Origin of the sequence: Achromobacter sp. SD115, from assembly GCF_017355315.1 — a bacterium.
Classification (GTDB): domain Bacteria; phylum Pseudomonadota; class Gammaproteobacteria; order Burkholderiales; family Burkholderiaceae_B; genus Achromobacter; species Achromobacter xylosoxidans_B.
This window is the reverse complement of sequence record NZ_JADIJM010000006.1, coordinates 45,114-71,806: the sequence shown is the minus strand read 5'-3', so window position 1 is coordinate 71,806 and position 26,693 is coordinate 45,114. Positions and strand designations below refer to the sequence as shown.

Annotated in this window: 27 protein-coding genes and 1 riboswitch; of the genes, 15 read left to right on the top strand and 12 right to left on the bottom strand. The window is 66.6% G+C overall.

The annotated features are described in order from the left end of the window. Window positions 1–17 precede the first annotated feature (17 nt). Window positions 18–923: an EamA family transporter gene (locus tag IPU70_RS10505; RefSeq protein WP_207467135.1), complete on the top strand. Its 906-nt coding sequence runs from the start codon at window positions 18–20 to the stop codon at window positions 921–923. Between the two features lie 78 nt (window positions 924–1,001). Here the strand turns inward: IPU70_RS10505 and IPU70_RS10500 are convergent, their stop codons facing one another. Next, window positions 1,002–1,298: an acylphosphatase gene (locus tag IPU70_RS10500; protein WP_013390801.1), complete on the bottom strand. Its 297-nt coding sequence runs from the start codon at window positions 1,296–1,298 to the stop codon at window positions 1,002–1,004. Window positions 1,299–1,457: 159 nt separating this feature from the next. On the opposite strand from IPU70_RS10500, the gene IPU70_RS10495 reads away from it, so the two are divergent. From IPU70_RS10495 to IPU70_RS10480, 4 genes are all read left to right on the top strand, one after another. Further along, window positions 1,458–2,354: a phytanoyl-CoA dioxygenase family protein gene (locus IPU70_RS10495; protein WP_207467133.1), complete on the top strand. Its 897-nt coding sequence runs from the start codon at window positions 1,458–1,460 to the stop codon at window positions 2,352–2,354. A gap of 205 nt (window positions 2,355–2,559) precedes the next feature. Next, window positions 2,560–3,723 carry an alpha-hydroxy acid oxidase gene (locus IPU70_RS10490; RefSeq protein WP_207467131.1) on the top strand — a complete coding sequence of 388 codons (1,164 nt, stop codon included), beginning with the start codon at window positions 2,560–2,562 and terminating at the stop codon, window positions 3,721–3,723. A 104-nt stretch (window positions 3,724–3,827) separates the two neighbouring features. Then, window positions 3,828–4,901, top strand: a complete 1,074-nt coding sequence (locus IPU70_RS10485) for an extracellular solute-binding protein (protein ID WP_207467129.1) — start codon at window positions 3,828–3,830, stop codon at window positions 4,899–4,901. Window positions 4,902–4,980: 79 nt separating this feature from the next. Beyond that, complete coding sequence (locus IPU70_RS10480) at window positions 4,981–5,814, top strand: GyrI-like domain-containing protein (protein ID WP_207467128.1); 834 nt, start codon at window positions 4,981–4,983, stop codon at window positions 5,812–5,814. Between the two features lie 30 nt (window positions 5,815–5,844). On the opposite strand, the gene IPU70_RS10475 is transcribed toward IPU70_RS10480, so the two are convergent. From IPU70_RS10475 to IPU70_RS10455, 5 genes are read right to left on the bottom strand one after another with little or no spacing between them, the layout of a single operon-like run. After that, window positions 5,845–7,125 carry an amidohydrolase family protein gene (locus IPU70_RS10475; protein ID WP_207467125.1) on the bottom strand — a complete coding sequence of 427 codons (1,281 nt, stop codon included), beginning with the start codon at window positions 7,123–7,125 and terminating at the stop codon, window positions 5,845–5,847. A 49-nt stretch (window positions 7,126–7,174) separates the two neighbouring features. Then, on the bottom strand, window positions 7,175–8,125 hold the full coding sequence (locus IPU70_RS10470) for an ABC transporter permease (protein ID WP_013390807.1): 951 nt from the start codon (window positions 8,123–8,125) through the stop codon (window positions 7,175–7,177). A gap of 10 nt (window positions 8,126–8,135) precedes the next feature. Beyond that, the gene (locus IPU70_RS10465; protein WP_054455738.1) at window positions 8,136–9,209 is read right to left on the bottom strand and encodes an ABC transporter permease; all 1,074 of its coding nucleotides are present in this window, start codon (window positions 9,207–9,209) and stop codon (window positions 8,136–8,138) included. A gap of 49 nt (window positions 9,210–9,258) precedes the next feature. Beyond that, window positions 9,259–10,788, bottom strand: a complete 1,530-nt coding sequence (locus IPU70_RS10460) for an ABC transporter ATP-binding protein (RefSeq protein ID WP_207467123.1) — start codon at window positions 10,786–10,788, stop codon at window positions 9,259–9,261. Then, window positions 10,785–11,816 carry a BMP family protein gene (locus IPU70_RS10455; RefSeq protein WP_207467121.1) on the bottom strand — a complete coding sequence of 344 codons (1,032 nt, stop codon included), beginning with the start codon at window positions 11,814–11,816 and terminating at the stop codon, window positions 10,785–10,787. The genes IPU70_RS10460 and IPU70_RS10455 overlap by 4 nt, the downstream gene beginning before the upstream one ends. A gap of 732 nt (window positions 11,817–12,548) precedes the next feature. On the opposite strand from IPU70_RS10455, the gene IPU70_RS10450 reads away from it, so the two are divergent. From IPU70_RS10450 to IPU70_RS10420, 7 genes are all read left to right on the top strand, one after another. Then, window positions 12,549–13,190 carry a hypothetical protein gene (locus IPU70_RS10450; protein ID WP_207467119.1) on the top strand — a complete coding sequence of 214 codons (642 nt, stop codon included), beginning with the start codon at window positions 12,549–12,551 and terminating at the stop codon, window positions 13,188–13,190. 134 nt (window positions 13,191–13,324) lie between these two features. Beyond that, window positions 13,325–14,254 carry a DedA family protein/thiosulfate sulfurtransferase GlpE gene (locus IPU70_RS10445; RefSeq protein WP_207467117.1) on the top strand — a complete coding sequence of 310 codons (930 nt, stop codon included), beginning with the start codon at window positions 13,325–13,327 and terminating at the stop codon, window positions 14,252–14,254. 50 nt (window positions 14,255–14,304) lie between these two features. Next, on the top strand, window positions 14,305–15,234 hold the full coding sequence (panE, locus tag IPU70_RS10440) for a 2-dehydropantoate 2-reductase (protein ID WP_207467115.1): 930 nt from the start codon (window positions 14,305–14,307) through the stop codon (window positions 15,232–15,234). 265 nt (window positions 15,235–15,499) lie between these two features. Beyond that, a complete protein-coding gene (locus IPU70_RS10435; protein WP_013390814.1) occupies window positions 15,500–16,111 on the top strand; it encodes an NAD(P)-dependent oxidoreductase in 612 nt (203 codons plus the stop codon). A gap of 134 nt (window positions 16,112–16,245) precedes the next feature. Further along, window positions 16,246–16,704 (top strand): nuclear transport factor 2 family protein, encoded by a 459-nt coding sequence (locus IPU70_RS10430; protein ID WP_207467113.1) that lies wholly within the window; start codon window positions 16,246–16,248, stop codon window positions 16,702–16,704. A 10-nt stretch (window positions 16,705–16,714) separates the two neighbouring features. Further along, window positions 16,715–17,284: a flavin reductase family protein gene (locus IPU70_RS10425; protein ID WP_207467111.1), complete on the top strand. Its 570-nt coding sequence runs from the start codon at window positions 16,715–16,717 to the stop codon at window positions 17,282–17,284. A gap of 5 nt (window positions 17,285–17,289) precedes the next feature. After that, window positions 17,290–17,799, top strand: coding sequence for a nucleoside 2-deoxyribosyltransferase (locus tag IPU70_RS10420; protein ID WP_207467109.1), 510 nt, complete (start codon window positions 17,290–17,292; stop codon window positions 17,797–17,799). 65 nt (window positions 17,800–17,864) lie between these two features. On the opposite strand, the gene IPU70_RS10415 is transcribed toward IPU70_RS10420, so the two are convergent. Next, window positions 17,865–18,530 (bottom strand): TetR/AcrR family transcriptional regulator, encoded by a 666-nt coding sequence (locus tag IPU70_RS10415; protein WP_207467107.1) that lies wholly within the window; start codon window positions 18,528–18,530, stop codon window positions 17,865–17,867. 149 nt (window positions 18,531–18,679) lie between these two features. Between IPU70_RS10415 and IPU70_RS10410 the strand changes: the two genes are divergently transcribed. After that, entirely contained in the window at window positions 18,680–19,879 is a 1,200-nt protein-coding gene (locus tag IPU70_RS10410; protein ID WP_207467105.1) for an arabinose transporter, read from the top strand. 40 nt (window positions 19,880–19,919) lie between these two features. Here the strand turns inward: IPU70_RS10410 and ribB are convergent, their stop codons facing one another. Next, window positions 19,920–20,639 (bottom strand): 3,4-dihydroxy-2-butanone-4-phosphate synthase, encoded by a 720-nt coding sequence (ribB, locus tag IPU70_RS10405; protein WP_088143601.1) that lies wholly within the window; start codon window positions 20,637–20,639, stop codon window positions 19,920–19,922. 111 nt (window positions 20,640–20,750) lie between these two features. Beyond that, a riboswitch (FMN riboswitch) is annotated at window positions 20,751–20,905 on the bottom strand. A 112-nt stretch (window positions 20,906–21,017) separates the two neighbouring features. Continuing rightward, window positions 21,018–21,545 (bottom strand): SET domain-containing protein, encoded by a 528-nt coding sequence (locus IPU70_RS10400; RefSeq protein WP_088143602.1) that lies wholly within the window; start codon window positions 21,543–21,545, stop codon window positions 21,018–21,020. Window positions 21,546–21,650: 105 nt separating this feature from the next. On the opposite strand from IPU70_RS10400, the gene IPU70_RS10395 reads away from it, so the two are divergent. Next, a complete protein-coding gene (locus IPU70_RS10395) occupies window positions 21,651–22,571 on the top strand; it encodes a bestrophin family protein (protein ID WP_207467103.1) in 921 nt (306 codons plus the stop codon). A 7-nt stretch (window positions 22,572–22,578) separates the two neighbouring features. On the opposite strand, the gene IPU70_RS10390 is transcribed toward IPU70_RS10395, so the two are convergent. Then, window positions 22,579–23,049, bottom strand: a complete 471-nt coding sequence (locus tag IPU70_RS10390; protein ID WP_013390823.1) for an Lrp/AsnC family transcriptional regulator — start codon at window positions 23,047–23,049, stop codon at window positions 22,579–22,581. Window positions 23,050–23,142: 93 nt separating this feature from the next. On the opposite strand from IPU70_RS10390, the gene ilvB reads away from it, so the two are divergent. Then, entirely contained in the window at window positions 23,143–24,963 is a 1,821-nt protein-coding gene (gene ilvB, locus IPU70_RS10385; RefSeq protein ID WP_207467101.1) for a biosynthetic-type acetolactate synthase large subunit, read from the top strand. A 37-nt stretch (window positions 24,964–25,000) separates the two neighbouring features. Here ilvB and IPU70_RS10380 read toward each other — a convergent pair whose 3' ends face one another. Next, window positions 25,001–25,780 (bottom strand): SDR family oxidoreductase, encoded by a 780-nt coding sequence (locus IPU70_RS10380; RefSeq protein WP_207467099.1) that lies wholly within the window; start codon window positions 25,778–25,780, stop codon window positions 25,001–25,003. A gap of 48 nt (window positions 25,781–25,828) precedes the next feature. Next, window positions 25,829–26,683, bottom strand: coding sequence for an ABC transporter permease (locus IPU70_RS10375; protein WP_207467097.1), 855 nt, complete (start codon window positions 26,681–26,683; stop codon window positions 25,829–25,831). Window positions 26,684–26,693 lie beyond the last annotated feature (10 nt).

Sequence of the window (26,693 nt, the reverse complement as noted above, 5' to 3'; positions counted from 1 at the left end):
CGATGCGATAATGCCGCATGACCACGACCCATCTTTCCCGAAAAGACTATCTCTGCGCACTGGCGGTCGTGGTCATCTGGGGCACCAACTTCGTCGCGATGAAAGTCGGCATGCGGGGCCTTTCCCCCATGCTGCTGGGCGCCCTGAGATTCGCGCTGGCGGCCTTCCCCCTGATTCTCTTCGTGCGCGCGCCGCGCCTGCCTTGGCGCTGGGTGGCGGCCTACGGGCTGGTGCAGGGCCTGGGCCAGTTCGGGCTGCTCTTCACTGCCTTGAAGTTCGGCATGCCGGCCGGCATGGCGTCGCTGGTGATCCAGACGCAGGCGTTCTTCACGCTGCTGCTGGCCGCGCCGCTCCTGCATGAGCGCGCGCAGCGCCATCACTGGATCGGGCTGGGCGTGGCGGCGCTGGGGCTGGCGGTCATCGCTGGCGGCCGCGGCGAAGGGCCAGGCCAGATGACCATGCTGGGCTTTGCACTGACGCTGGGCGGCGCGTTCATGTGGGCCGTGTCCAACATCATCGTGCGGCTGGCCAGCCGCAAGGCGCCCGGCTACGACCCGTTTGCCTTCATCGCCTGGAGCAGCGCCGCACCGGTGCTACCTTTCCTGCTGCTGGCCGTGCTGATCGACGGCTGGGAGCCGGTGACCGGCATGATCCTGGGCATGGGCTGGGGGGAAATCCTGTCGGTGTTGTACCTGGCGGTGCTGGCCACCTTGGTGGCTTACACGCTATGGACGCAATTGCTGACGCGCCACGCCGCCGCCAAGATCGCGCCGTTCTCGCTGCTGGTTCCCGTGGTGGGGCTGTGGGCTGCGTCCATGGCCTTTGGCGAGCGGCTGGAGCCGCTGCAATGGCTGGGCGTGGCCTGCGTCCTGGCGGGCCTGCTTTTCAACCAGCTGGGCGGGCGCTGGCTGCGCACACGCTGATTCGGGCTGCCCAGAACCCTACCCCGCGCCGCCTCGCCCGTGCGGACTAAGCCGTAACGGCGAGCAGACCCGGCGGCCTCAGAGTTGCTCGAAACGGATGTAACGCTTATCGGTGTACTCCCGGCGGGTGGTGATCTCTTCCACGCTGGCGCCCGGGGGACCGCGCCGCAGCCATTCCAGCATGTGGTCGACCTGATCGGCGGTGCCTTGCACCAGGGCTTCGACCGTGCCGTTCGGCAGGTTCTGCACCCATCCCTTGGCGCCCAGCATGTGGGCGCGCCGCACCGTGGCGTGGCGGTAGCCCACACCCTGCACGGTGCCGGTAATCGTGACGTGCACGGTCTCGATATGGGTATCGGCTTTAGGGTCTTGCATTGTTTCTCTCTTGGATGAGGCGCCGCGCTCGGCGATGTACGTAGACGGTAGTGACTACGGCGGATGGTCTATAGGCCCGGGGGGCGCCTGGCGATACGTTAGAGCTCATGTCAAAACGTGCCAACGGGAACACCGTTACCAGAGCTTGGAGAAGCCATTATGGAAGAGACCAGTTTGTTGTCGGAAGCTGAGACAGCGCGCTACAGGGAGCAAGGTTACCTGGCCCTGAACGACATGTGCCCGCAGGACGAGGTGGGTTACATCCGCAGGACGCTGCTCGACCTGTTTGCGAACAAGACCGGCTACAACGAGGGTGCGCAGTATGACTTTGTGAGCCGTGACGACCCGTCCAAACCCGCCAAGTTTCCCAGTTTGCACGATCCGCGCCATTATGCCCCGGGCCTCCTGAAGACCGAGTATCACGAGCGCACCCTGGAACTGGCGCGCCAGCTGCTGGGTCCCGAGGCCGCCCTGTACGGCGAGCACGCCCTGCTCAAGCCCGGCCCGCATGGACCGGAAACCCCGTGGCACCAGGACGAAGCGTTCCGCTCGCCGGACTTCATCTACAACGAACTCAGCATCTGGCTGGCGCTGCAGCCGGCCACCCTGGAAAACGGCTGCATGCAGTTCATCCCGGGCTCCAACCAGTGGGACGTGCTGGAGCACCGCTCGCCGGGCGGCGACAAGACCCTGCATCCGCTCGAATGCTGCGGCGATTTCGCGCGCGACCAGGCGGTGCCGGAACCGCTGGATCCGGGCGGCATCACGGTGCACGACGCCCGTACCCTGCACTTCACCGGCCCCAACACCTCGCAGTCGCCGCGCCTGGCCTACATCCTGATCTACAACACGCCGCCGGTCTACAAGCCGGGACGCCGCGAGTTCCCATGGCTGGAAGGCCGCTGGACCGACAGCCAGACCCGCAAGAAGCAGTGGCACAAGCGCGGCGGGCTGGCTGTGGACGTGATGCGCCGTTTGCCGGGCGCGCGGCTGACCAGCCCGCGCTGGGTGGCCTGGGCCACGATCCGGGCGGTGTCCAAAGTCTGGCCGCGATAACGGGGGCGCAGGGGCCGCAAGAGTCCCTGCGATAAGGGGGGCGAACGAGGCCGGCAAGCAACGCTTGCCGGCCTCGGCGCGTATACTGGGCGGCGTTGCGGGCCCTGGGGGGCCCGCGCAATCGCTGGAGCTGCCCGCAGCTGGCGGCCCGGCGTCTAAGAATAACGAGCCGCAGCTGGCGCCCCATCACTCCATAGACCACTTCATGACCGCTAACCTTTCCAAGATCACCTGCGTCGAAGATCTGCGCGCCATTGCGCAGAAACGCGTGCCGCGCATGTTCTACGACTACGCGGATTCCGGCGCCTGGACCGAAGGCACGTACCGCGCCAACGAAAGCGATTTTCAGAAGATCAAGCTGCGCCAGCGCGTGGCGGTGAACATGGAAGGCCGGTCGCTGCGCACCACCATGGTGGGCCACGATGTCGTCATGCCGTTGGCGATTGCGCCCACCGGCCTGACCGGCATGCAGCACGCCGATGGAGAAATCCTGGCGGCCAAGGCGGCGGCGGATTTCGGCGTGCCCTTCACCCTGTCCACCATGAGCATCTGCTCGCTGGAAGACGTGGCCGAAGCGACCAAGAAGCCCTTCTGGTTCCAGCTCTATGTGATGCGCGACCGCGAGTTCGTCGCCAGCCTCATTGACCGCGCCAAGGCTGCCGGCTGCTCGGCGCTGGTGCTGACGCTGGACCTGCAGATCATGGGCCAGCGCCACAAGGACATCAAGAATGGCCTGTCGACGCCGCCCAAGCCCACCCTGCGCAATCTCATCAACCTGGCGACCAAGCCGCGCTGGTGCATGGGCATGCTGGGCACCAAGCGCCGCACCTTCGGCAACATCGTCGGACACGTCAAGGGCGTGGACGACCTGTCCTTGCTTTCGTCCTGGACGGCCGATCAGTTCGATCCGCGCCTGAGCTGGGACGACGTCGAATGGATCAAGCAGCGTTGGGGCGGCAAGCTCATCATCAAGGGCATCCTGGACGTCGAGGACGCGCAGATGGCCGCCAATAGTGGCGCCGACGCACTCATCGTCAGCAACCATGGCGGACGCCAGTTGGACGGCGCCATGTCGTCCATCGCCGCGCTGCCCTCGATCGCCGATGCCGTCGGCTCCAAGATCGAAGTGTGGATGGACGGCGGCGTGCGTTCCGGCCAGGACATCCTGAAGGCCGTGGCGCTGGGCGCGCGCGGCGCCATGATCGGCCGCGCCTTCCTCTACGGCCTGGGCGCCTATGGCCAGGCCGGCGTGACGCGCGTGCTGGAGCTCCTGTACAAGGAAATGGATACGACGATGGCGCTGTGCGGCCGTCGCTCGATCGAGCCCGGTGACCGCAGCATCCTGCTGCCCGGAACCTACCCGAACTGAACGGTTCGGATCCCATGAGAAAAAGCCTGGATACGGTAGCGTGCCAGGCTTTTTTCGTTGGCGCGCCGTTCAGGACGGGCGCATGAGCGAATGCAGGAGCCACTATGACGCGTAACAAACAAAATGGGCGGCGGCGCCCGGACGCGGGCAAGCGGCTGTTGGGCGCTGCCCTGGCGGCGTTGCTGTCGGCCGGAGCCGCGGCGCACCAGACCACGCTGTACGTCGGCATGAACGGCGGCGACATGGCGCGCGTGTTTACGCAGCACGTGTTTCCGGATTTCGAGCGCACCCACAACGTCAGGATCGTAGTGGAGCCAGGCATGTCGACCGAGGTGCTGGCGCGGGCCCAGGCCGACAAGGACAAGCCGCGGCTGCATCTCATGTTCCTGGACGACGGCATCATGGCGCGCGCGATTTCCATGGGATTGTGCGCGCAGCTCAACGACGATCCGGTGCTGAAGGAGCTGTATCCCACGGCGCTGAAGAAGGACCGCATGGCCGCGGGCATCGACATCGGCATGACCGGCCTGGGCTACAACACCAAGGTGTTCGCCGAGCGGGGTTGGGCGCCGCCGACGTCGTGGATGGACCTCGCCGATCCGAAGTACCGGGGCCAGGTCGTGGTCCAGTCGGCTTCGAGCAGCACCTTTGGCTTGCACGCGTTCTTGATGATCAACCGCATCCTGGGCGGCGACGATCGGAACTACGGGCCGGGCTTCGCGCACTGGCCGACCGTGGTTGGCCCGAACGTGCGCGAATACCTGCCGGATTCGGCGCGCCTGGCCGACATGGTGCAGGCCGACGAGGCGGCGCTGTTTCCCTGGACGCCCACGGCCATCACCCGCCTGAAGAAGCGCGGCGTGCACGTGGAGTACGCGCAGCCCAGGGAGGGATCGATGATCCTGATGGTGGGCGAATGCGTCGTCGCCGGCAACAGCGAGCCAGAGCTGTCGCAGAAGCTGGCGCTGTATCTGCTGTCCGGGCGGGCGCAGACCAAGGCGCTGGAGATGGGCGGGCACTTCCCGTCCAACCGCCACGTGCTGGCCCCCGCCGACCATGCGGATGCGCTGCAGCGCTTCCAGGGCTATATGTCGAACGCCAAGATACCGGACTGGGATCAGATCAACGAGACCCGGCCCGCGTTCAACGCCCGCTGGAACCGGGATATCGGGCGCTGAGGGCCTCTGTTCCGGGTGGGCCAAAAAAGCGCAAAATCTGCAAAGGCCGGCCCGCTACATTGCTCTCCAAGGAGACCGCATGAAGCCCGCAACCCTGAACCACTATGGCCAGCGCCTGGAGCCCGTCCTGCGCTGGCTGGCAAGCCACCCTGACGCCGACCCGGACCTGTACCGGCTGGCCGAGCTGGCCTGCCTGTCGCCGTACCACTTCCATCGCGTCTACCGCGCCATGATGGGAGAGACGGTGAACGCCACCGTGCAGCGCATCCGCATGCACCGCGCGGCTGTGGCGTTGGGGAATTCCGAGGCTTCCTTGCGCGAGGTGGCGCAGCGCGCCGGCTATGAGTCGGACGCAGCGTTCAACCGGGCATTCGGCGCGACCTTCGGCATCTCGCCGGGGCGATACCGGGCTGTCCGCTCCCGTCCCTTCGACCCCCAGGAGCTAGGCATGTATCCCATCAAGATCGAAACTTTCCCCGGCGCGACCTTGGCGGTCCTGCCGCATCGCGGCAGCTATCAGGAGATCGGCCCGCTGTTTTCGCGCGCCTTCATGCTGGCCGTGAGCCGCGGTATTGCGCAGCCCGATTCCATTGGCTATGGCGTGTATTTCGACGATCCCGAGCAGGTGCCGGCCGGCCAGCTGCGTTCAATGGCCGGCATGTCGGTGGCGCCCGACGCAGATCTGGGCGCGGAGCTGGAACGCTTCGAGATCCCGCAAGGCCGCTGCGCCATCCTGACCTACACCGGGCCCTACAACGAGATGGATAAGCCCTACAACTGGATGTTCTCGGAATGGCTGCCCGGCAGCGGCGAGGTGCCGGCGGATTTTCCGATGTTCGAGCAGTATCTGAACGATCCGCGCACCACGCCGCCGGCGCAGCTGCAAACGCGCATCTGCCTGCCGTTGAAGTAAGGCGCGGCACCGCCGCCGCGCCTTGCGCGCTCAGCGGGCCGGCGTCTGGAAGCTGACCGAGGCCGGACGGCCGGGCAGGTTCAGGGTCGCGGTGGCGGGCGGCGTGGTCGCCACTACCTGACCGGCGCGCAACACCATCAGGCGGGTGGCGCGCAGGCGCAGCGCTTCGACGGCATCGCGCGCCTGCAGCAGCACCAGATCGGCGCGCTTGCCGACCGCCAGGCCGGTTTCGTCCAGGCCCAGGATCTTGGCCGGCGTGGTGGTGACGGCTTCGAAACAGGCGCGCATCGCGTCCTGGCCCGTCATCTGGGCCACGTGCAGGCCCATGTGGGCGACTTCCAGCATGTCGCCCGAACCCAGGCTGTACCAGGGGTCCATCACGCAGTCGTGGCCGAAGGCCACCGGCACCCCGGCCGCCAGCAACTCGGGCACGCGGGTCATACCGCGGCGCTTGGGATAGGTATCGTGACGGCCTTGCAGCGTGATGTTGATCAGCGGATTGGCGATGGCGGCCACGCCGGCTTCGCGTATCAGCGGGATCAGCTTGGAGACGTAGTAGTTGTCCATGGAGTGCATGGACGTCAGGTGCGAACCCGTCACGCGGCCGTGCAGGCCCAGGCGCTGCGTGTGATACGCCAGTGTCTCGATGTGCCGCGACAGCGGATCGTCGCTTTCGTCGCAGTGCATGTCCACGCGCAGGCCGCGTTCGGCCGCCAGTTCACAGAGGATGCGCACCGATTCCGCGCCATCCTGCATGGTGCGTTCAAAATGGGGAATGCCGCCGACCACGTCCACGCCCATGTCCAGCGCGCGCTTGAGGTTGTCCAAGGCGCCGGGGGCGCGCAGCACGCCGTCCTGCGGGAAGGCGACCAGTTGCAGGTCCAGGTAAGGCTTGACCTTCTCGCGCACGTGCAGCAGCGCTTCGGTCGCCAAGAGGCGCGGGTCGCACACGTCCACGTGCGAGCGGATCGCCAGCAGGCCGCGCGCCACGGCCCAATCGCAATAGGCCAGCGCGCGCTCCACCAGCGCTTCCTGGGTCAGCAGCGGTTTGAGTTCGCCCCACAGCGCGATGCCTTCCAGCAGCGTGCCGGACTGGTTCACGCGTGGCAGGCCGAAGGACAGCGTGGAGTCCATGTGGAAGTGCGCGTCGACGAAGGGCGGCGCCACCAGCTGGCCCGCCGCGTCCACGGTCTGCGCGGCTTCGGCCTTCAGCGACGGCTCCAGCGCAACGATGCGGCCGTTGGCGATGCCGATGTCGATGTTCTGGCGGCCATCGGGCAGCGTGCAGTGTCTGAGTATCAGGTCGAGCATGGTGTTCCCTGCGGAAGGTTTCTGTTGTTCATGGTACTGCGCGCAATCTTCAGCGCTCTCCTTTACGGTACGGCTTCATCAGCGCCTGCGGATACGCGGCGCGGCGCGCCATCACCACCAGGGCGAGGATGGACAGCACATAGGGCAGCATCAGATAGACCTGGTACGGCAATTCCGGCAGGCCGGGCAAGGCCGCGCCGCCCTGCTGCATGCGCAGTTGCAGCGCGTCGAAGAAGGCAAAGATCAGCGCGCCCAGCAAGGCCTTGCCCGGCCGCCACGACGCGAACACGACTAGCGCCACGCAGACCCAGCCGCGGCCGTTGACCATGTTGAAGAAGAAAGCGTTGAACGCCGCCAGCGTCAGGAAGCTGCCGGCCACGCCCATCAGCGCGGAGCCCGCGACGATGGCGCCCATGCGTAGCCGCGTCACCGACAGGCCCTGCCCTTCGGCCGCGGCCGGGTTCTCGCCCACCATGCGGATCGCCAGGCCGACCGGCGTGCGGTTCAGCACCCAGGCCAGGATGGGCACGGCGGCCAGCGCCAACAAGGTCATGGGCGTCTGTCCCGCCAGCACCGGGCCAATGAAGGGAATACCGTCCAGGAACTTCATTTCGGCAAACGGCGTGATCGTGGGCGGCGTGGTCACGCTGGGGAAAGTGACGCGGTAGGCGAAGTAGCTCAGGCTGGTGGCCAGCAGCGTGACGCCCAGGCCGGATACGTGCTGCGACAGGCCCAACGGCACGGTCAGCACTGCGTGCAGCAGGCCGAACACCGCGCCCGCAAAAGCGGCCGCCAGCACGCCCACATAGAGCGGCGCGCCCAGGTACACCACCAGCCAGCCGGTGAAGGCGCCAGCGGCCATGATGCCTTCGATGCCCAGGTTCAGCACGCCCGCGCGCTCGCACAGCAGCACGCCCAGCGTGCCCAGTATCAGCGGCGTCGCCAGGCGCAGCACTGCCACCCAGAACGCCGAAGAACTCATCAGATCCATCCATTCCATGGCGTGTTCCTCAGGCCCGGTTGCGGCGCAGGCGGTACTGCGCGAATAGCGTCGCAACCAGCATGGCGAGCAACGATGTGGCGACGATGACGTCGGCGATGTAGTTCGGCACTGCGATGGCGCGGCTCATGCTGTCCGCGCCCACCAACATGCCGGCCACGAACAGGCTGGCCAGGATCACGCCCAGCGGATGCAGGCCGGCCAGCATGGCCACCACCACGCCGGTGTAGCCATAGCCCGGCGACATGTCGAGTGTGACGTAGCCGGTGCGGCCGGCGACCTCGATCGCGCCCGCCAGCCCGGCCAGCGCGCCGGACAGCATGGCGGTGCCCAGCATGACGCGGTTCACCGGCAGGCCCAGGAAGCGCGAGGCGTGCGCGTTGGCGCCGACCGCGCGCATCTGGAAGCCGAACACGGTGTAGCGGTTCAGCAGCCACAACCCCAGCGCCAGGCCGGCGGCCCACAGCAGGCCGGTGTGGGCGCGGGTGCGTTCGATCAGCTTGCCGAGTTCCAGGTCGCCGTTCAATGCCACCGACTGCGGCCAGCCCATGGCCATGGGGTCCTTCATGGGGCCGTCCAGCATCATCGACACGAACAGCAGCACGATGAAGTTGCCCAGCAGCGTGGTCACCACTTCGTCCACGCCCAGGCGGGTCTTGAGGATGGCGGGAATCAGCAGCAGCAAGGCGCCGGCCAGGGCTGCCGCCAGCATCATGCCGGCAAAGAGCGCGGGCACCGGCAGGTCGAAGCCGGTGCCGTCATGCAGGCCGCCCACCGCCACCGCGGCCAGCGCGCCCAGGTACAACTGGCCTTCGGCGCCGATGTTGTAGAAGCGCGCGCGGAATGCCACCGCACAGGCCAGGCCGGTCAGCATCAACGGCGTGGCGCGGGTCAGCGTTTCGGACAGCGCGAAGCGCGAGCCGAACGCGCCTTCGAACAGCAAGGCATAGGTGCGGCCCACGGGGGCGCCGGCCCAGGCCACCAGCAGGGTGCAGACCGCCAGCGTGAAGGCAATGGCTGCGAAGGGCGCCAGGGCCAGCGCCAGGCGGCTGGGCTCCGGGCGGCGTTCCAGGATCAGTTTCATGCGAGTAATGCTCGGTAGGGGGTGGAGTCGCGCGGAAGGGAGCGGGTTGTCATCCCTGCGTGCCCGTCATGGCCAGGCCGACCGTGGCGGGGGTCCATTCGGACACCGGCTTCACGGCGATCAGCTTGCCGCCGCACAGCACGGCGATGCGGTCGGCCAGCGCGAAGATCTCTTCCAGGTCCTCGGACACCAGCAGCACGCCCGCGCCGCGCGTGCGCGCTGCCAGCAGCTGCTCGCGCACATAGGCGACGGCGCCAATGTCCAGGCCCCAGGTGGGCTGGTCGGCCACGATGAAGCGCGGTTGGCGCGCCAGCGTGCGGCCCAGGATCAGCTTCTGCATATTGCCGCCGGACAGGCTGCGCGTGCGCACGTCGAGCGACGCGGCGCGCACGTCGAACTGCTTGGCCAGGGCTTGCGCGTACGCTTTGCCGGCGCGCGCCCGGATCAGGCCCCAGCGCGCGAAGCGCGGGTCCTTCAGGTCTTCGACGATGGCGTTTTCCCACAACGGGCTGTCGCCGATCACGCCTTCGCCGTGGCGGTCTTCGGGAATGCGGCCGACGTGGGCCGCAGTCCAGCCGGCCGGCGTCGTGGGGGCCGCCGCATGCTCGGAGCCCAGGCGGATGGTGCCGTCCGTGGGCTGGCGCAGGCCAGTCAGCACCGATACCAGCGCCTGCTGGCCGTTGCCGGCCACGCCCGCGATCGCCACGATCTCATGCTTGTGGACCACCAGGTCCAGGCTGTCCAGGCGCGTGGCGCCGTCGCGGCCGTCGCGCACGGTCACTTGCGACAGCGTCACCACGGGCGCGGCCTGCTCGGCGGCGGCCACGGCTTCGGCGTGCGGCATGACGACCTTGCGGCCCACCATCAGCTCGGCCAATTCGGCCGGGCTGGTGCTGGCGGTCTCGCGTTCGGCCACCAGCTTGCCCTGGCGCAGCACCGCCACGCGGCCCGACACCGCCATCACTTCATCCAGCTTGTGCGAGATGAAGATCACGGCCAGGCCTTCGTCGACAAAGCCGCGCAGGGTGGCGAACAGGTCCTGCACTTCCTGCGGCGTGAGCACCGCGGTGGGCTCGTCCAGGATCAGGACGCGCGCGCCGCGGTACAGTGCCTTCAGGATCTCTACCCGCTGCTTTTCGCCGACCGACAGCGTGCCGACGCGCGCGTCCGGGTCCACGCCCAGGCCGAAGCGCTGGCCCAATTCGACCAGGCGCTGGCGCGCCTTGCCGCGGCCGGATGCCAGCTTCCACAGCGATTCCGTACCAACCATGATGTTGTCCAGCACGGTCAGGTTGTCGGCCAGCGTGAAGTGCTGATGCACCATGCCGACCCCGGCCGCCAGCGCGGCGTCGGGCCGGCCGGCGGGCAAGGGTTGGCCAAAGACTTCGATGTTGCCTGCGTCGGCCACGTAATGGCCGAACAGGATCGACACCAGGGTCGATTTGCCGGCGCCGTTCTCGCCCAGCAAGGCCAACACTTCGCCCTGGCGCAGCGTGAGCGATATGTCGTCGTTGGCCGTGAGGCTGCCAAAACGTTTGGTGATCCCCGTCAGTTGCAGGGCGAGAGGCGCTGATTTCATCGTGCCGAGGACTTGGGTTCTTTGTCGTTGACCTTGACGCTGAAGCCGCCGTCCAGGATGGCCTTCTGCTTGGCTTGCACCTTGGCCATCAGGTCGGCCGGGATCTTGCTTTCGAAGGTGCCCAGCGGCGCCAGCGACGAGCCCTTGTGCTTCATCAGCGAGTACTGGCCGTAGTCATCCGCCTTGAACGTGCCGGCGCGCACCTGCTTGAGCGCTTCGTCGATGGTCGGTTCCATGCTCCACAGCGCCGAGGCCACCACGGTCTCCGGATATTGCTGCTGCGTGTCGATCACGTTGCCGATGGCCAGCTTGCCGCGTTCGCGGGCGGCATCCGACACGCCGAAGCGCTCGGCATAGAGCACGTCGGCGCCCTTGTCGATCATGGCGAAGGCGGCTTCCTTGGCCTTCGGGGGATCGAACCAGGAACCGATGAAGGTCACGGTGAATTCGGCTTGCGGGTTCACTTCCTTGGCGCCTTCGATGAAGGCGTGCATCAGGCGGTTCACCTCAGGAATGGGGTAGCCGCCCACCAGGCCGATCTTGCCCGTCTTGCTCATGCCGCCGGCGATCATGCCGGTCAGGTAGGCGGGTTCCTGGATGTAGTTGTCGAACACCGAGAAGTTGGGCTGCTGCGGCTTGCCCGAGGAACCCATCAGGAAGGCGGTTTGCGGATAGTCCTTGGCCACCTTGCGGGCGGCGGCTTCCACCGCGAAGGCCTCGCCCACCACCAGCTTGTTGCCCTGCTCGGCGTACTGGCGCATCACGCGCTCGTAATCGGCGTTGGTGACGTTTTCCGAGAACGTGTATTCGATCTCGCCGCGATCGCGCGCCGCGACCAGCGCCTTGTGGATGCGCGACACCCATTGCTGTTCGACCGGCACCGTGTAGATGGCGGCGACCTTGGTCTTGGCGGGCGCCTGGGCCTGGGCGGCGCCTGAGAACAGCAGCGCGCCGACAGCGGCGGCGGCCAGCTTGAGCAGGCCGCGGCGGGCGATGCCGGCGACGGACGGGGTGGAAAAGGCTTTCATGCGGGTGACTCCTGCGCAGGGAAGGAAGGGGATGGGGATGGGAGGCGATGCGCGTCCCACACGGGCCCGCGCGCGCCTGGAGCGCGCGCGCTGCCGCGGCCCGGTTCCATATGGCGGCCGCCGGCAGGCGTGCCGGGACTAGCGTACGGAAACGAGGGCTTGGGATCGGTCATCGGATGGGAGCGCCAGGAGGCGCACCCCTCCGAATGGTCGGGTTCGCAGCCAGTCCTGGCGAAGCAATTTGTATGCCATGGGGCGTTCCCGCGACAAGTCGGGGAAACCTGATGGCCGGGCAGGATTATAGGCACCCTGGCGGGGATTGGTGGCACCAGGACGGTGCGCGGCGTTTCAAGGGGTGGACAGACCGCGTGTCAGGTCGAAGTTCAGTGTGTCTGAATTTCACCTGGGCACGGATCGCCGGCCCTGCGGACGCTGCATCATTGAGACTTGAATTTGGTCCGCGTATTGGTGCGCAGCAAACAGAACGGGCAGGTGCGGGCCAGTCTGAGGATAGGCGGGCGCCACGGGCCGATTTGATGAACCGGTTGCTCAAATAGGGAGGCCCCACCGGGGTGGGGCCATCGTTCGGACCTAGTTGCATCACCAGCATTCACATCTGGGAGTGGCTTTTCTAGGGCAGCGTGCCGACTGTAGCGTTTTTGAGCATGGCTTTCAACCAAGTTTTCGGCGGTGCGTGCAGGAGTGCCCTTCTTGGAAGGAGAAATAGGACCAATGGAATGGAAACTGCGTGAAACGGCGTTCTCCGCCCCTCGAATGGGGCGTTACCTGAACAGCTATGGCGGAGACGTGTTACGGGCGGCCGTTGCCTACGATCACAATGTCCTGTTGGCGCAGGCGCTGATGCCTGCCTTGCAGACGATGGAAATAGTCCTTCGAAACGCCATCCATCGAAGTTTGAGCAGGTCGATGGGAAGCGTCGACAGGTGGAATGGTTTGCCCTCCCCTGAGTTCGAGTGGTTGCAAAGGGCGGTGGGCGACGCAGGGGGCAAGATTCAACGACGCCGGGAACGCGTCACCACCGATAAGATTGTTGCCGAGTTGACTTTTGGATCTTGGACGCGGCTGTTCAATGCCCAACATGGGCGCACGTTATGGGGGCGTCTCCTCCTGGCCTTTCCCACCTGTCCCAAAGCCAAGCGTCAGCGCGGCCCGATCAGTTCGTCCCTGAACCGCATTCGCGACTTGCGAAACCGAGTCATGCACCATGAACCGTTGCTGTGGGTAGCGCCTTCGGTGAAGGATATTCACGACGATATCCAGGAGGTCCTGGACTGGATCGATCCGGGCATCAACCGCTGGCTCGTCCATCACGACTCCCTGCCAGCGAGATGGGCTGAATGCGCGGCGATTTGAATGCCGCAGCCCAGGCTCGATGAAATTCGAGGCATGGAACGGGCCGTTGCAGTTGCAGGCGTGCCGATCCGGGTTTCACGAGCCTAAAATCACCTGCATGAACCGCGCGCGTGCGCGGCAAGCTGGAAGACCCCATGCAAGATATACAACTGCTGCTGGAACAGTACGGCGGGTGGCTCGTGTTCGCCAACGTGCTGGTCGAGCAGGCCGGCCTGCCGGTGCCCGCCTATCCCATGCTGATCGCCGCCGGCGCGCTGGGCGGTGCGGGGGGCTGGCTCGTGCCCTGGATGGCGGCTACGGTCGCTTGCCTGCTGGCTGACAGCCTCTGGTACGCGGCCGGGCAGCGCTATGGTTCGCGCCTCTTGGGCGTGATCTGCAAGATGTCGCTGTCGCAGGATTCCTGCATCCGGCAGACGCAGCGCCTGTACCTGCGCATCGGCGTGCGTGCGCTGCTGGTGTGCAAGTTCCTGCCGGGCGCGGGCGCGCTGTCCACCGTCATGGCGGGCCTGACGGGCACGCCCTATCGCCGCTTCCTGGGGTATGACCTGGTGGGTTCGCTGATCTGGTCGGGGTCGGCCCTGCTGCTGGGCGGCCTGTTCCACAACGTGGTGAACGACTTCCTGGAAATCCTGGGCACCTATGGCGCCATGGGACTGGGCGTGCTGGCGTCGGTGCTGGCGCTGTACATCCTGGCGCGCTTCCTGCGGCGCCGCATCCTGCTGCGCAGCTTGCGCGTGATTCCGCGCCTGTCGGTGGACGAGTTGATGCAGTGGCGCCAAGCCGGCCGCAATGCGCTGGTTTTCGATGTGCGTCCCGAAGCGCTGCGCGAAGAGCAGCGCATCCCCGGCGCGATCGCCGTGGACCTGAAGGCGCCCTTGCCCCGGCTGGACGCCGGGGCGCTGGAATCCGACATCGTCGTGTACTGCGCCTGCCCCAACGAAGTCTCGGCCGCGCTGTTGGCGTCGAGGTTGCGCGCCGCCGGCTATCCCAAGACCTGGGCCTTGCGCGGCGGATATCAGGCTTGGCAGGAGCACGAGCACCCGCTACCCCCGCAAGGCGCATAATTCCGCCATGAGCCCGCGCAGACGGCGGGCAGCCTACAGGAGAGACAGGCATGCGGATTTTGTTCTTGGGCGCCGGCGGCACCGGCGGTTACTTCGGCGGACGGGCAGCCCAGGCGGGCGCGGACGTGACCTTCCTGGTGCGCGAACCGCGCGCCGCACGGATCCGCGAACAGGGCCTGCGCATCAAGAGCCCGCTGGGCGACGCCACGCTGCAGCCGCAACTGGTCACGCAGCAAACCCTGCAAGGCAGTTACGACGTGGTGGTGCTGAGCTGCAAGGCCTATGACCTGGCCAGCGCCATCGAGGCCATCCGCCCCGCGGTCGGACCCGATACCGCGGTGCTGCCCATCATGAACGGCGTGCTGCAGTACGACGTGCTGGACCGCGAGTTCGAGCCGCACCGGGTGCTGGGCGGGCTGTGCCAGATCAACGCCACCTTGGGTCCCGAGGGCGAAGTGATTCATCTGGGCAAGTACGCCAACATCGTCTTCGGCGAACGTGCCGGCCCTGCCCGCAGCGACCGCTGCGTCGCGCTGGAACAGGCCCTGGCCGGCGGCGAGTACGTCAGTCGCCTGAGCACCGACATCTACCAGGACATCTGGGAAAAATACGTGTTCCTGACGACGCTGGCCGCCGCTACCTGCCTGATGCGCGGCTCGGTCGGGCAGATTGCCTCTACCGACGACGGCATCGACATCATGAGCGGGCTGCTGCAAGAATCGCAAGCCGTTGCCGCCGCCTCGGGCCACGCGGTGCGGCCGGAGGCCGACGCGTCGGCGCGCAAGCTGATTACGGACCGTACCCAGCCCGTTACCGCGTCGATGTTCCGCGACCTGAGCCAAGGCCTGCCGGTCGAGGCGGATCATATCGTCGGTGACATGGTGCGGCGCGCCCGCACCCTGGGCGTGGACGCGACCTACCTGCGCACGGCTTACGCGCATCTGCAGGTCTACCAGGCGCAGCGCGCCGCCGCTGGCTGAGCGCTTCTGCCCCTGGGGCGGCCCCTGTTCAAGCGGGGCCGCCGGGAGCACACTGGCAGGGCGGGTTCCGGGAGTCCGACGGGTGGGGCCGTCGGCCCGTTCCAACCGGGTTTCCTGGTTATTGGTGCAAAAAATGCAAAAAACTCATCCGGTTTTACGGGTTTTTTGATCGAATTTGAACGAATAGTATGGCTTTGCCTGAGCCAAAGCGCGTAGCGCCGCAAGTTGCGGCGGCCCTGGCTCCCCTACCCCAAGGAGCAAGACCATGAAAGTTGCATTGATCGGAATTACCGGCCGCGTGGGTTCGCGCGTGGCTGACGAATTGCTCAAGCGTGGCCACCAGGTCACGGGCATCGCCCGCAACCTGTCCGACGTGAACCCGCAGCTCGGCCTGACCATCAAGCAGGGCGACGCCACTGATCCGGAAGCGCTGACCTCGTTGCTGACCGGCCATGACGCCGTGATCAGCGCATCGCGCTTCGTGTCGTCGGACGCCAAGCCGCTCCTGAGTGCCGTGAAGGACGCGGGCGTGCCGCGCCTGCTGGTGGTCGGGGGCGCGGGCAGCCTGCTGGTTGCGCCCGGCAAGATGCTGATCGACACCCCCGAATTCCCCGACGCCTACAAGCCTGAGGCGCGCGCCGGCGTGGTGTTCCTGGACACGCTGCGCCATGAAAAGGTGCTGAACTGGACCTTCCTGTCGCCCTCGGCGCTGTTTGAGCCGGGCGAGCGCACCGGCAAGTTCCGGCTGGGCGACGATACGCTGCTGGCCGATGACGAAGGCAAGAGCTGGATCTCGATGGAAGACTACGCCATCGCGCTGGTCGACGAGCTCGAAGCGCCCAAGCATTCGCGCCGCCGCTACACCGTGGGCTATTGATTCCGACTGTCGACGGACTGAAGGGGCCTCGACGAGAGGCCCCTTTTTCATTCCGGACACAGACCGGAACCGATGTTTTTGTTTGTAAACTGGCGCACCGCCAGCCGGCGTTCCAACCCCTGAGTTTGCCCTGTATGCGTATGAAGTTGAAATCGTTGGCCCTCTGCATGCTGGTTGCCGCATCCTGTCTGGCGGCGGTGCCCGCCGCCGCAGCCGCGCCCCAGTCCAACAAGGACCTGGTGGTGGCGTTCTTCCGCATGATGTTCCAGGACCGCGACATCGACGAGGCGGTGCGCCGGTACGTCAGCCCGGACTACATCCAGCACAACCCCTACATGCAGGATGGCGTCGGTCCCCTGGTGGATTTCTTTCCCGCCTATTTCGAGCAGCATCCGCAGTCCATCGTCGAGATCAAGCGCGTGATCGCCGAAGGCGACCTGGTGCTTATCCACAACCTGTGGCGCGATTCGCCGGAAGACCGCGGCCAGGCCGTGATGGACATCTTCCGTGTGGAAGACGGCAAGATCGTGGAACACTGGGACGTGAGCCAGGAAATCCCCGAGAACCCCGCCAACAAGAACGGCATGTTCTAGGAAGCGCCGCATGTCCCCCATCGAACCCGTAGACCTGTCCCGCGCCTACCTGCTGCTGAATCACGGCCCCACGGTGCTGGTGACCAGCGCCCACGGCGATGCGCGCAACGTCATGGCGGCCGCCTGGGCCATGCCCCTGGATTTCAGCCCGCCCAAGATGCTGGTGGTGGTGGACAAGAACACCTACACGCGCGGCCTGATCGAAGCGTCGGGCGAGTTCGCGCTATGCATCCCGTCGCGCGCGCAAGCCCGCGCCACGCTGCGGGTGGGTACCGATACCGGGCGCGACGAAGACAAATTCCAGGCCAGCGGCCTGACGACCTTTCCCGCCAGCAAGATTGGCGCGCCGCTCATCAGCGGCTGCCTGGGCTGGCTCGAATGCCGAGTCGTGCCCGAGCCGCACAACCAGCAGGCCTACGACCTCTTCATCGGCGAGGTCGTGGCCGCATGGGCCGAGCCGGAAGCGTTTTCCGGCAACCGCTGGCATTTCCCCGACGACCAGCGCCGCTCGGTGCATTACGTGGCCGGCGGCTCCTTCTTTGCCACCGGCGAAGCCTTCAACGTTTCCGATCCGGAGTAATCATCATGCGCAGCGTATATCTGGCGGGTTTCGACGTGTTCCTGCCCGATGCGGCGGCGCACGGCAAACGCTTGCAGGCGCTGTGCGCCACATACGGGTTCGACGGCCTGTTCCCGCTGGACAACGAGGCGCCGCGGGACCTGTCGGGCCAGGCGCTGGCGCAATGGATCTACCGTGAGAACATCGCGCTGATCCGGCGCGCGGACATGGTGATGGCGAACCTGAATCCGTTTCGCGGCGCCGAACCCGATTCCGGCACGGCCTTCGAAGTCGGCTACGCCATCGCTTGCGGCAAGCCGGTATGGGGCTACACCGGCCAGGCGGGTTCGCTGATCGATCAGGTGGCGGTGGGCGCCGCGGCCGATGACGGCATGTCGCGCATGGTCGATGCGGAGGGCTACACCGTGGAAGACTTTGGCCTGAACCTGAACCTGATGCTGGCGTGCAGCGCCCGCATCGTTACCGGCAGCGCCGCCGATTGTCTGGCCGAGATGGCCCGGGCTCCGGGCCGCTAGCTGTCCGGCATCGGCCGCATGCCGCCATCAGCCTGGGCCAATCGCCGCCGGCCCGAAATGCGCGGTTAGCGGCGCACGGATTTTGCGGTCTTCCGCGGCGTCGGGCGGGGGACCATCGTCGGTGCACCCAGGTATCCCATCACCGCGTCGACCACCGCCTGTTCCAGCTGCTGCGTCGAGAACCCCGCAGGCGGCTCCAGCGCCGCGGCGTGCACCAGCGACTCCATGATGCGCAACACCACATAGGTCGCCAGGTCGCGGTCCTGCTGCGCGATTTCGGCGCGATGTAGTTCCAGCAGATGGCGCATGCGCCGGTGGATATCCTGGTCCGCGCGGCTGTGCTCATGCGGCTGGTCGAACAGCGGGAACTCCCTTTCCAACACGCGATGCAGCGCTGGCTCCAGCATGTGGGCATGCAGCATCGCTTCGACGATGGCCGCGACGCGCTCGCGCAGCGTGGCCGCGGGATTGCTGTCCAGGACCCCGTCGATCACGTCCAGCATCTGGTTGTCGTGGCGGTTATGCAGCGCCGCGATCAAGGCGTTCTTGTTGGGGAAGTACTGGTATAGCGAACCGACGCTGACGCCGGCCGTTTCCGCAATCAGGTTGGTGTTGGTGCCCGCGTAGCCGTGGGTGGCCAGAACGCGAGCCGTGGCTTGCAGAATCGTCTCTACGGTGTGCTGGGATCTGAGCTGGCGCGGCGATTTCCGGGGCTGTGGGATGGCGGTCATGGGTACTGTGAAAGGCGAGTATCGAATATGAGCAATGGCTCATAAAATTTCCGGCAGGCAATCCGGTTCATCGCCCGCACCCGGCGATTATGCCATCGACGGTTTTCAAACTGGTTCCGGATTGCGCATCTCTCACTTAAGGAAATTCAATGTCGCATTCATCGACGGCCGGGGCCATGCCCGCGGCCCAGGGGCCCGTGCGCTCCGTCTTTGCGCAAGTGCTGCCGCTGGCGCTGGCGGTGTTCGTCGGGTTCTTCATGATCGGCCTGCCCATGCCGGTGCTGCCTCTGTATGTGGATGGAACGCTGGCGCTGGGGGCGCTGGTCGTTGGCGTGGTGGCGGGCCTGCAGTTCGCCGCCGCCTTGCTGTCGCGCGCCTATGCGGGTTCGCTGGCCGATCGTCGCGGCGCCAAGCGCGCCGTGGTGGGCGGCTTCGTGCTGGGCTCCATCGCGGGCTTGTTCTATCTGTTGGCCGACGACCTGTCGGCGAGGCCGCAGGCGGCGCTGGCCGCGCTCTTGGCCGGACGCGCGTTGATGGGCTGCGCCGAAAGCCTCATCGTCACTGGCGCCCTGAGCTGGGGCGTGGGCCGCGTGGGGCCGCAGAACGCGGGCCGCGTGATGGCCTGGGTCGGCGTGGCGATCTACGCCGCCTATGCGCTGGGCGCGCCCGCCGGCATGCGGCTCTACGGCGTTACGGGCTTTGCGGGCATCGCCTGGGCCACGGCGCTGATTCCGTTGGCGGCCCTGGCGTTGGTGTTGCCGTTGCGCGGGGTGCGCGCGGCAGGCGGCGTGCGCACGCCTTTCTACAAAGTGCTGGGTCTGGTGCTGCTGCCCGGCGTGGGCCTGGCGCTGGCCAGCGTCGGCTTCGGCGTGATCACCGCGTTTGTGAGCCTGTTGTTCTCGCAAAGGGGTTGGGACGGCGCGGCGTGGATGTTCACGGCGTTCGGCGTGGGCTTCATTCTGGCCCGCGTGTTCTTTGCCGGCCTGCCGGACAAGCTGGGCGGTGCGCGTGTGGCGCTCGTGTGCGTGCTGATTGAAGCCGCAGGGCAATGGCTGATCTGGACCGGAACCACACCGGCCTGGGCCTTTGCCGGCGCGCTGCTGACGGGTGCGGGCTACTCGCTGGCATTCCCTGCCTTCGGCGTCGAAGCCGTGCGCCGCGTGCCCGCGGCAAGCCGGGGCGCGGCCATGGGGGCGTATGTGGCCTTCCTGGACGTGGCCTTGGGGCTGAGCAGTCCGGCAGCCGGCTGGCTGGCCGGCGAGCAAGGCTACGGCGCGGTGTATGCGATGGGTGGCGCTTGCGCGCTGGCGGCGATGGTCGTCGCCATGGCGCTCAGGACGCGGAGGTAAAAAAATGGCGGCGCCGGACCCGGCGCCGCCTGCGCAAGGATCAGACCGTCGCGGCCATCTCCAGCACTTCATCGTCGATCGCTTCGGCCTGGCCGTCCTTCAGCTGTTGCAGATGGTCGGCCAGTTCCGCGATGGTCAGTGCCACCAACCCGTGCTGTGCGGCGTAGCGTTCCAGGGCGGCGCCGCGCATCATGGTGCCGTCGGCATTCATCAGTTCGCACAGCACGCCGGCCGGACGCAGGCCGGCCAGCACCGCCAGGTCCACCGAGCCTTCAGTGTGGCCGCGGCGGGTCAGCACGCCGCCCGGCTGGGCGCGCAGCGGGAACACGTGGCCCGGGCTGACGATGTCCTCGCTCTGCGCCGACGGCGAAATGGCGGCGCGGATGGTGGTGACGCGATCCACGGCCGACACGCCGGTGCTGACGCCTTCGCGCGCTTCGATGGAAACCGTGAAGGCGGTGGCAAAGCGGCTCTGGTTGCGCTGGACCATGGGCGGAAGCTCCAGCCGGTCCAGGGTTTCGCCGGGCAGGCACAGGCAGACGATGCCGCTGCCGTCGCGGATCAGTTGGGCCATGACAGGTACCGTCAGCTTGTCGGCGGCCACGATCAGGTCGGCCTCGTTCTCGCGATCGAAATCATCCATGAGGATGACCGGACGGCCCAGGCGCAGATGATGCAGGGCGCGCTGCAAACGCGCGGCGAAGGGCTGCGAAGCCAGGCTGGGGATGGGGGACTGCGGGGTAAGGGTAACGTTGGACATTTGAAACGCTCTCGCAAGTTAAAAGGGGCGAAAAACGTTTCAGGGCTACTCGACAGCCGAACGCAATACGGCAGTCCAGGCGCGGGTGCGCCCGGTGCTACCGTTGTGCCGGCACATCTTCTCTCATCCGGACTATGACCGTCGGCCCTGGCATCTCACCAGATCTGCTGACCCCGGTATCCGTGAAGGACGCCGGGCGCTCGCGGGCTCGCCACATTGCATGGCATACCGCCGGTGGGGAATTACACCCCGCCCTGAAGACGTACTGCATGTCGTGTTAACGACCTGGGGGATTGTACGCCTGTCCGCGGGCGGGGCCGGAATACGCCGGCTGCGCCTGGGGTCTTCGGGGTAAGGCGGGGTCCGACCCCGCCAGGATCAGGAGGCTGCTTCGACGGTCTCGGGCTGGTCAGCCGCTTCCTTCTTCTTCTTTTTGGCCGGCAGCGCCAGCATCGTGCCACGGCACGGCGGCGTGCCGCAGAGGCAGCGGTAGCCTTCCTTCAACTTCTTGGTGATGCGGCCGTCCAGCACCAGGCCATAGTCGTACGACAGCTCGGTGCCGCGCGGGATGTCCTGCAGCGCGACGATGTAGACGCGCTTGCCGTGCTTGCCTTCCTGCGCCTCGCAGTTCGGTTCGCAGGAATGGTTGATCCAGCGGGCGTCGTTGCCGTTGTCGCCGCCGTCGATCACGCGGCCGGAGCTGAGCGCGAAGAAGAAAGTGTGGAAGGGATCGTCCGGATTGGTCGGATGGCGGCGGTCGGCTTCCTTGGCGCTGATGCGTTCGCCGCCGTACTCGACGATGCGCGTGCCTGCGGGAATCTTGCGCGCGGCGAAGACGCCGTTGCCGTGCAGCTTGGAGCGGCGGACGGCATACCAGGGCTTGATCGGAGTGTCTTCGTTGGTCATTGATCAGTGGAAGTGGCGGTGAGACGAAACAGAATTATATCGGCGCGTATTTGACAGCTTGATGGGCGTATAGTGTGCGCCGCCTTGTTCCTCCTGGTTAGCACCATGATCGTCCGTCCGCGTCCTTCCGCGCTGGCTTTGTTCTTTGTCTTGCGCGGCTCCATCATTCCCCGGATCCTCAGCCGCATCCTGGTCATCACGGCGCTGTCCTGCCTGGTGGTGTGGATGTACCACCAGGAGTGGTTCTCGCCCGCCCACCTGTCGGCGGTGCCGTTTTCGCTGTTCGGCCTGGCCCTGTCCGTGTTCATGGGCTTTCGCAACAACGTCTGCTACGACCGCTGGTGGGAAGCGCGCAAGCAATGGGGCGAACTGATCGTGCAGGCGCGCAGCCTGGCGCGCGAAAGCGCGGTGCTGTTGGCAGCCAGCACCGCCAACCCGGTGCAGGAACGCATCGTGCGCCGTTGCATCGGCTTCGGCTACGCGCTGGCGGCGCGGCTGCGCCAGGAAGACATGGCTGCTGCTGCGCGCCCCTGGGTGCAGCAGGACGAGGCCGAGATTCTGGCTGGCTGCCGTAACGTGCCCGATGCGCTGCTCATGGCCATCAACCGCGACCTGGCGGCCTGCCTGCGGCGCGGCGAACTGAGCGACATCCTGTACCAGGCGCTGACCCAGCGCGTGGCCGCCTGCGCCGCCATCCAGGCGGCCTGCGAGCGCATCAAGTTCACACCCTCGCCCTTCGCCTATTCGCTGCTGCTGCATCGCACGGCCTGGCTGTTCTGCCTGTTGCTGCCTTTCGGCCTGGTGGGCACGCTGGAATACATGATGCCGGCGGCCGTCACCATCGTGGCCTATACCTTCTTCGGCCTGGACGCGGTGGGCGACGAACTGGAAGACCCGTTCGGCTCGGATGAGAACGACCTGCCGCTGTCGGCGCTGGCCCGCGTGATCGAGATCGACCTCTTGGAAGGCCTGGGCGTGCGGCCCCTGCCCGAGCCCGCCGTGCCGGTGGACTTCGTGTTGCGCTGAGGCGCGCCTATTCCGCCAACCCGGTCAACGGCAGCTTGGTTTCCTTCAACCGGCGCAGCACGAAGCAGGATTTGCTGTGCCGGATGCCCGGGATGCGGTAGAGCTGTTCACGCAGCAGCCGCTCGTAGTCGCGGGTGTCGCGCACGGCGATGCGGATGTAATAGTCGTAGTCGCCCGAGACCAGGAAGGCTTCCAGGACCTCGGGAATCTGCGCCAGCGCCCGGCCGAACTCGTACAGCGTTTCCTCGCTGTGGCTCTCCAGCGTGACGTGGACAATCACCGTGTCCATGAAGCCCAGGCTGGCTGGGTCGATGTCCACGGTATAGCCGCGGATCACCCCGGCGCTTTCCATGCGCTTGATGCGGTTCCAGCACGGCGTGGACGACAGGCCCACGGCCGCGCCGATGTCGTTCAGGCTGGCGCGCGCGTTGTCCTGCAGCACCTTCAAAATGGCGAGATCAAACTTGTCCAGGTTCATTTTCTTTGATTCCTTCAAATCAAAGATAAATTTACTCCGTCCAGCCGTTATTCGTGGAAAAGAAGATAAATATTCTTCCGATCTACGAATAAGATGGATAGCATGAACGATCGCCTGCACCCCACCGCCGCCACCGCGCTTGCCGCCACTGAACGCCCCGCTCACAACGGGGCGAAAATTCTGCTCGATACGCTGATCGCCCACGGCGTGGATACCGTCTTCGGCTATCCCGGGGGCGCGGTGCTGCCGCTGTACGACGCGCTCTACGCCGAGCCGCGCCTGCGTCACGTGCTGGTGCGCCACGAACAGGCCGCCGTGCATGCCGCCGAGGGCTATGCCCGCAGCACCGGCCGCACGGGCGTGGTCTTCGTCACGTCCGGCCCCGGCATGGCCAACACCACTTCCGGCTTGCTGGACGCCATGTGCGATTCGATCCCGGTGCTCTGTATCAGCGGCCAGGTCGCGACGGCCGCCATCGGTACCGATGCCTTCCAGGAATGCGATGCCATCGGCATCTCGCGTTCGGTGACCAAGTGGAACACCCAGGTCCGCTCGGTGGACGACGTGGGTGCCGTAGTGGCCCGCGCCTTCGAACTGACCCGCCAGGGCCGGCCCGGCCCGGTGTTGCTGGATTTCCCCAAGGACGTGCAGTTGGCCGTGCCGCGCGACGCGGACGACGATGCCGAGCCCTCGCAACAGCGGCTGGCCGCGCTGCGCGCGCGCCGCCAAGCGGGCAAGCTGGCGCCCAAGCTGCCGCAGTCGGCCGTGCGCCGCGCCGCCGCGCTGATCGCCCAGGCCAAGCGTCCCATCTTCTACGGCGGCGGCGGGCTGGTGAACGCCGGCCCCGAGGCCTGCGAGGCTTACACCGATCTGGTGCGCCACACCGGCGCGCCCTGCACCCTGACCCTGATGGGCCTGGGCGCGTTCCCCGCGTCCGACCCGCAGTTCGTCGGCATGCTGGGCATGCACGGCACGGTCGAGGCCAATCTGGCCATGCACAACGCCGACCTGGTGGTCTGCATCGGCGCCCGTTTCGACGACCGTATCACCGGCAAGCTGTCGGAGTTCTGCCCGCATGCGCGCAAGATCCATATCGACATCGACCCCGCCTCCATCAACAAGGTGGTGCGCGTGGACGTGGCGCTGGTGGGCGATTGCCTGCCGCTGGTGCGCGCCCTGCGCGCCGAACTTGGCGACGAGCCCATGGACGCGGCGCGGCTGGCGCCCTGGTACAAGCGCATCGCCGCCTGGCGCGCCCAGGACTGCCTGGGCTATACCCCGGCGGCCGACGCGATCTTGCCGCAGCACCTGATGTCGCGCCTGAACGCCGCGCTGGCGGACCGCGACGCCATCGTGTCCACCGACGTGGGCCAGCACCAGATGTGGGCCGCGCAATACCTGCGTTTTGACAAGCCCAACCGTTGGCTGACCTCCGGCGGCGCCGGCACCATGGGCTACGGCGTACCCGCCGCCATTGGTGCGCAGGTCGCCCACCCGGACAAGACCGTGGTCTGCGTCAGCGGCGACGCCTCGGTGCTGATGAACATCCAGGAACTGTCCACCGCCATGCAGCACCAGACCCCCGTCAAGGTCGTGCTGTGCAACAACGGCTATATGGGCATGGTGCGGCAATGGCAGGAGCTGATCCATGGCGGACGCTATAGCCACAGCTATAACGCCTCGCTGCCCGATTTCGTGGCGCTGGCGCGCGCCTTCGGCTGGGGTGCGGCCCGGGTCGATGACCCGGCACAGCTGGACGCCGCGCTGGCCGAGTGCCTGGCGCATGACGGCCCCTATTTCCTGGACGTGGCGGTGACGGCGCAGGAGAACTGCTTCCCGATGATGCCCGCCGGGCATGGGCATCAGAAGATGATGCTGGCGGAAGGCGTCTGGTATCAGGACGAGACGACCTGATTGCCGATGGGCTGCTGGAGCAGCCCATTAGTTCGCTTCAAAACTGGATCGACAAGCCGCCGTCCACCACCAGCACGTGCCCGTTCACGTATGACGCCGCGGGCGACGCCAGGAACACGGCGGCGCCCGCGATTTCCTCCGGCTCACCCCAGCGCCCCATGGGATTGCGTTCGGCGATCCGCGGACCGACCGCCGGGTCAGCCACCATCTCCGCATTGGTTTCGGTCGCGAAGGTGCCCGGCGCGATGGCGTTGCTGGTGATGCCGTAGCCGCCGAATTCCGCCGCCAACGCGCGCACCATGCCCGTCAGGCCCTGCTTGGCCGCGGGATAGACCGCATCGCCCGCGCGCGCCAGTTCCCCCACCACCGAGGTGATCGCGATCAGGCGGCCGCTGCCCTGGCGCACCATGCGCTCGGCGGCGAACTTGGCCAGCAGCATGCCGGCGACCATGTCGGTGTCGATCAGCTCGCGGATCTCGGCCGGGCTGGTGTCGCGCAGGGTCTTGCGGTTGCGCGCACCGACGTTGTTCACCAGGATGTCCAGGCGGCGATGGTCGCGGTCTATGTCCAGGAAAGCGCGTTCCATGGCGGCGTCGTCGCTGATGTCGAACGGCAGCGGATGCGCGTCCAGGCTGGCGGCAGACAGTTCACCCGCCGCGGCCGCGACGGCCTCGGCGTTGCGGCCGTTGATCAGCACGCGCGCGCCGCAGCCGGCCAATGCTCGGGCGATACAGAAGCCCAGCCCGCGGGCAGAACCTGTGACCAGGGCGACCTGTCCCGTCAGGTCGAAGTTGCGCAAATACGGCAGCGTATTCATGTCAGTCGTCCAAAGTGCTTCGTCTCAATCAGGGCAGCGCGGATCTACCTATTCCCGGAATTCCGGCGCCCAGTGCAGCAGCCGCCGTTCCAGCCAGGTCACACAATAAACCAGCGCGATGCCGACGATGGACAGCAGCGTCACCGCCGCGAACATGTCGGTGGCGTTCAGCGTCGCCAGCGCGGTGATCATCAGATAGCCCATGCCCGTGGTGGAACCGACGAACTCCGCCAGCACCACGCCGATCAGCGCGAAGCTGATGGCATTGGGCAAGGCCGCGAAGGTCCACGCGGCCGCGGTCGGGATGCGCACCCGCCACAGGATCTGGCGCGGCGAACCGCCCAGCGTGCGGCAGAAGTCCACCAGTTCGCGCTCCACGCTGCGCCCGCCCTTGTAGGTGTTGAAGAACACCAGGAAGAACACCACGAACCAGGACGTCACCACCTTGGAGGCCAGGCCCAGTCCGAAGAACATGGTGATGAGCGGCACGAAGGCGATGCGCGGCATCGAGTTGAAGGCCACGATGAAAGGATTGAACACATCGGCCAGGAAGCGGCTGCGGCTGAGCGTCATGCCCACCACGAAGCCGCTGCCCACACCCACCAGCAGCCCCACCATGGTCGCTTGCAGCGTCAGCCACAGGTGTGGCCAGACCGAGCGCGGGCCGGGCTGCAGCCACTCCCACAATCGCACGGCCACGCGCGAAGGCTGGCTGATGAAGAAGGGATCGAACAGCGTGTTCTGGGTGAACCAGGGGATGCGCGTGAGTATCTCCCAGGAGCCCAGGATGATGGCAAGAATCAGCACTTGCCACAGCGTGATGCGCAGCCGGCGCGCGATGCTGGCGCGGCGGTCCAGCCGCAGCTGGTCCTGCAGGGAATCGGCGGAATCAGTCGTGGTCATGACGCGTATT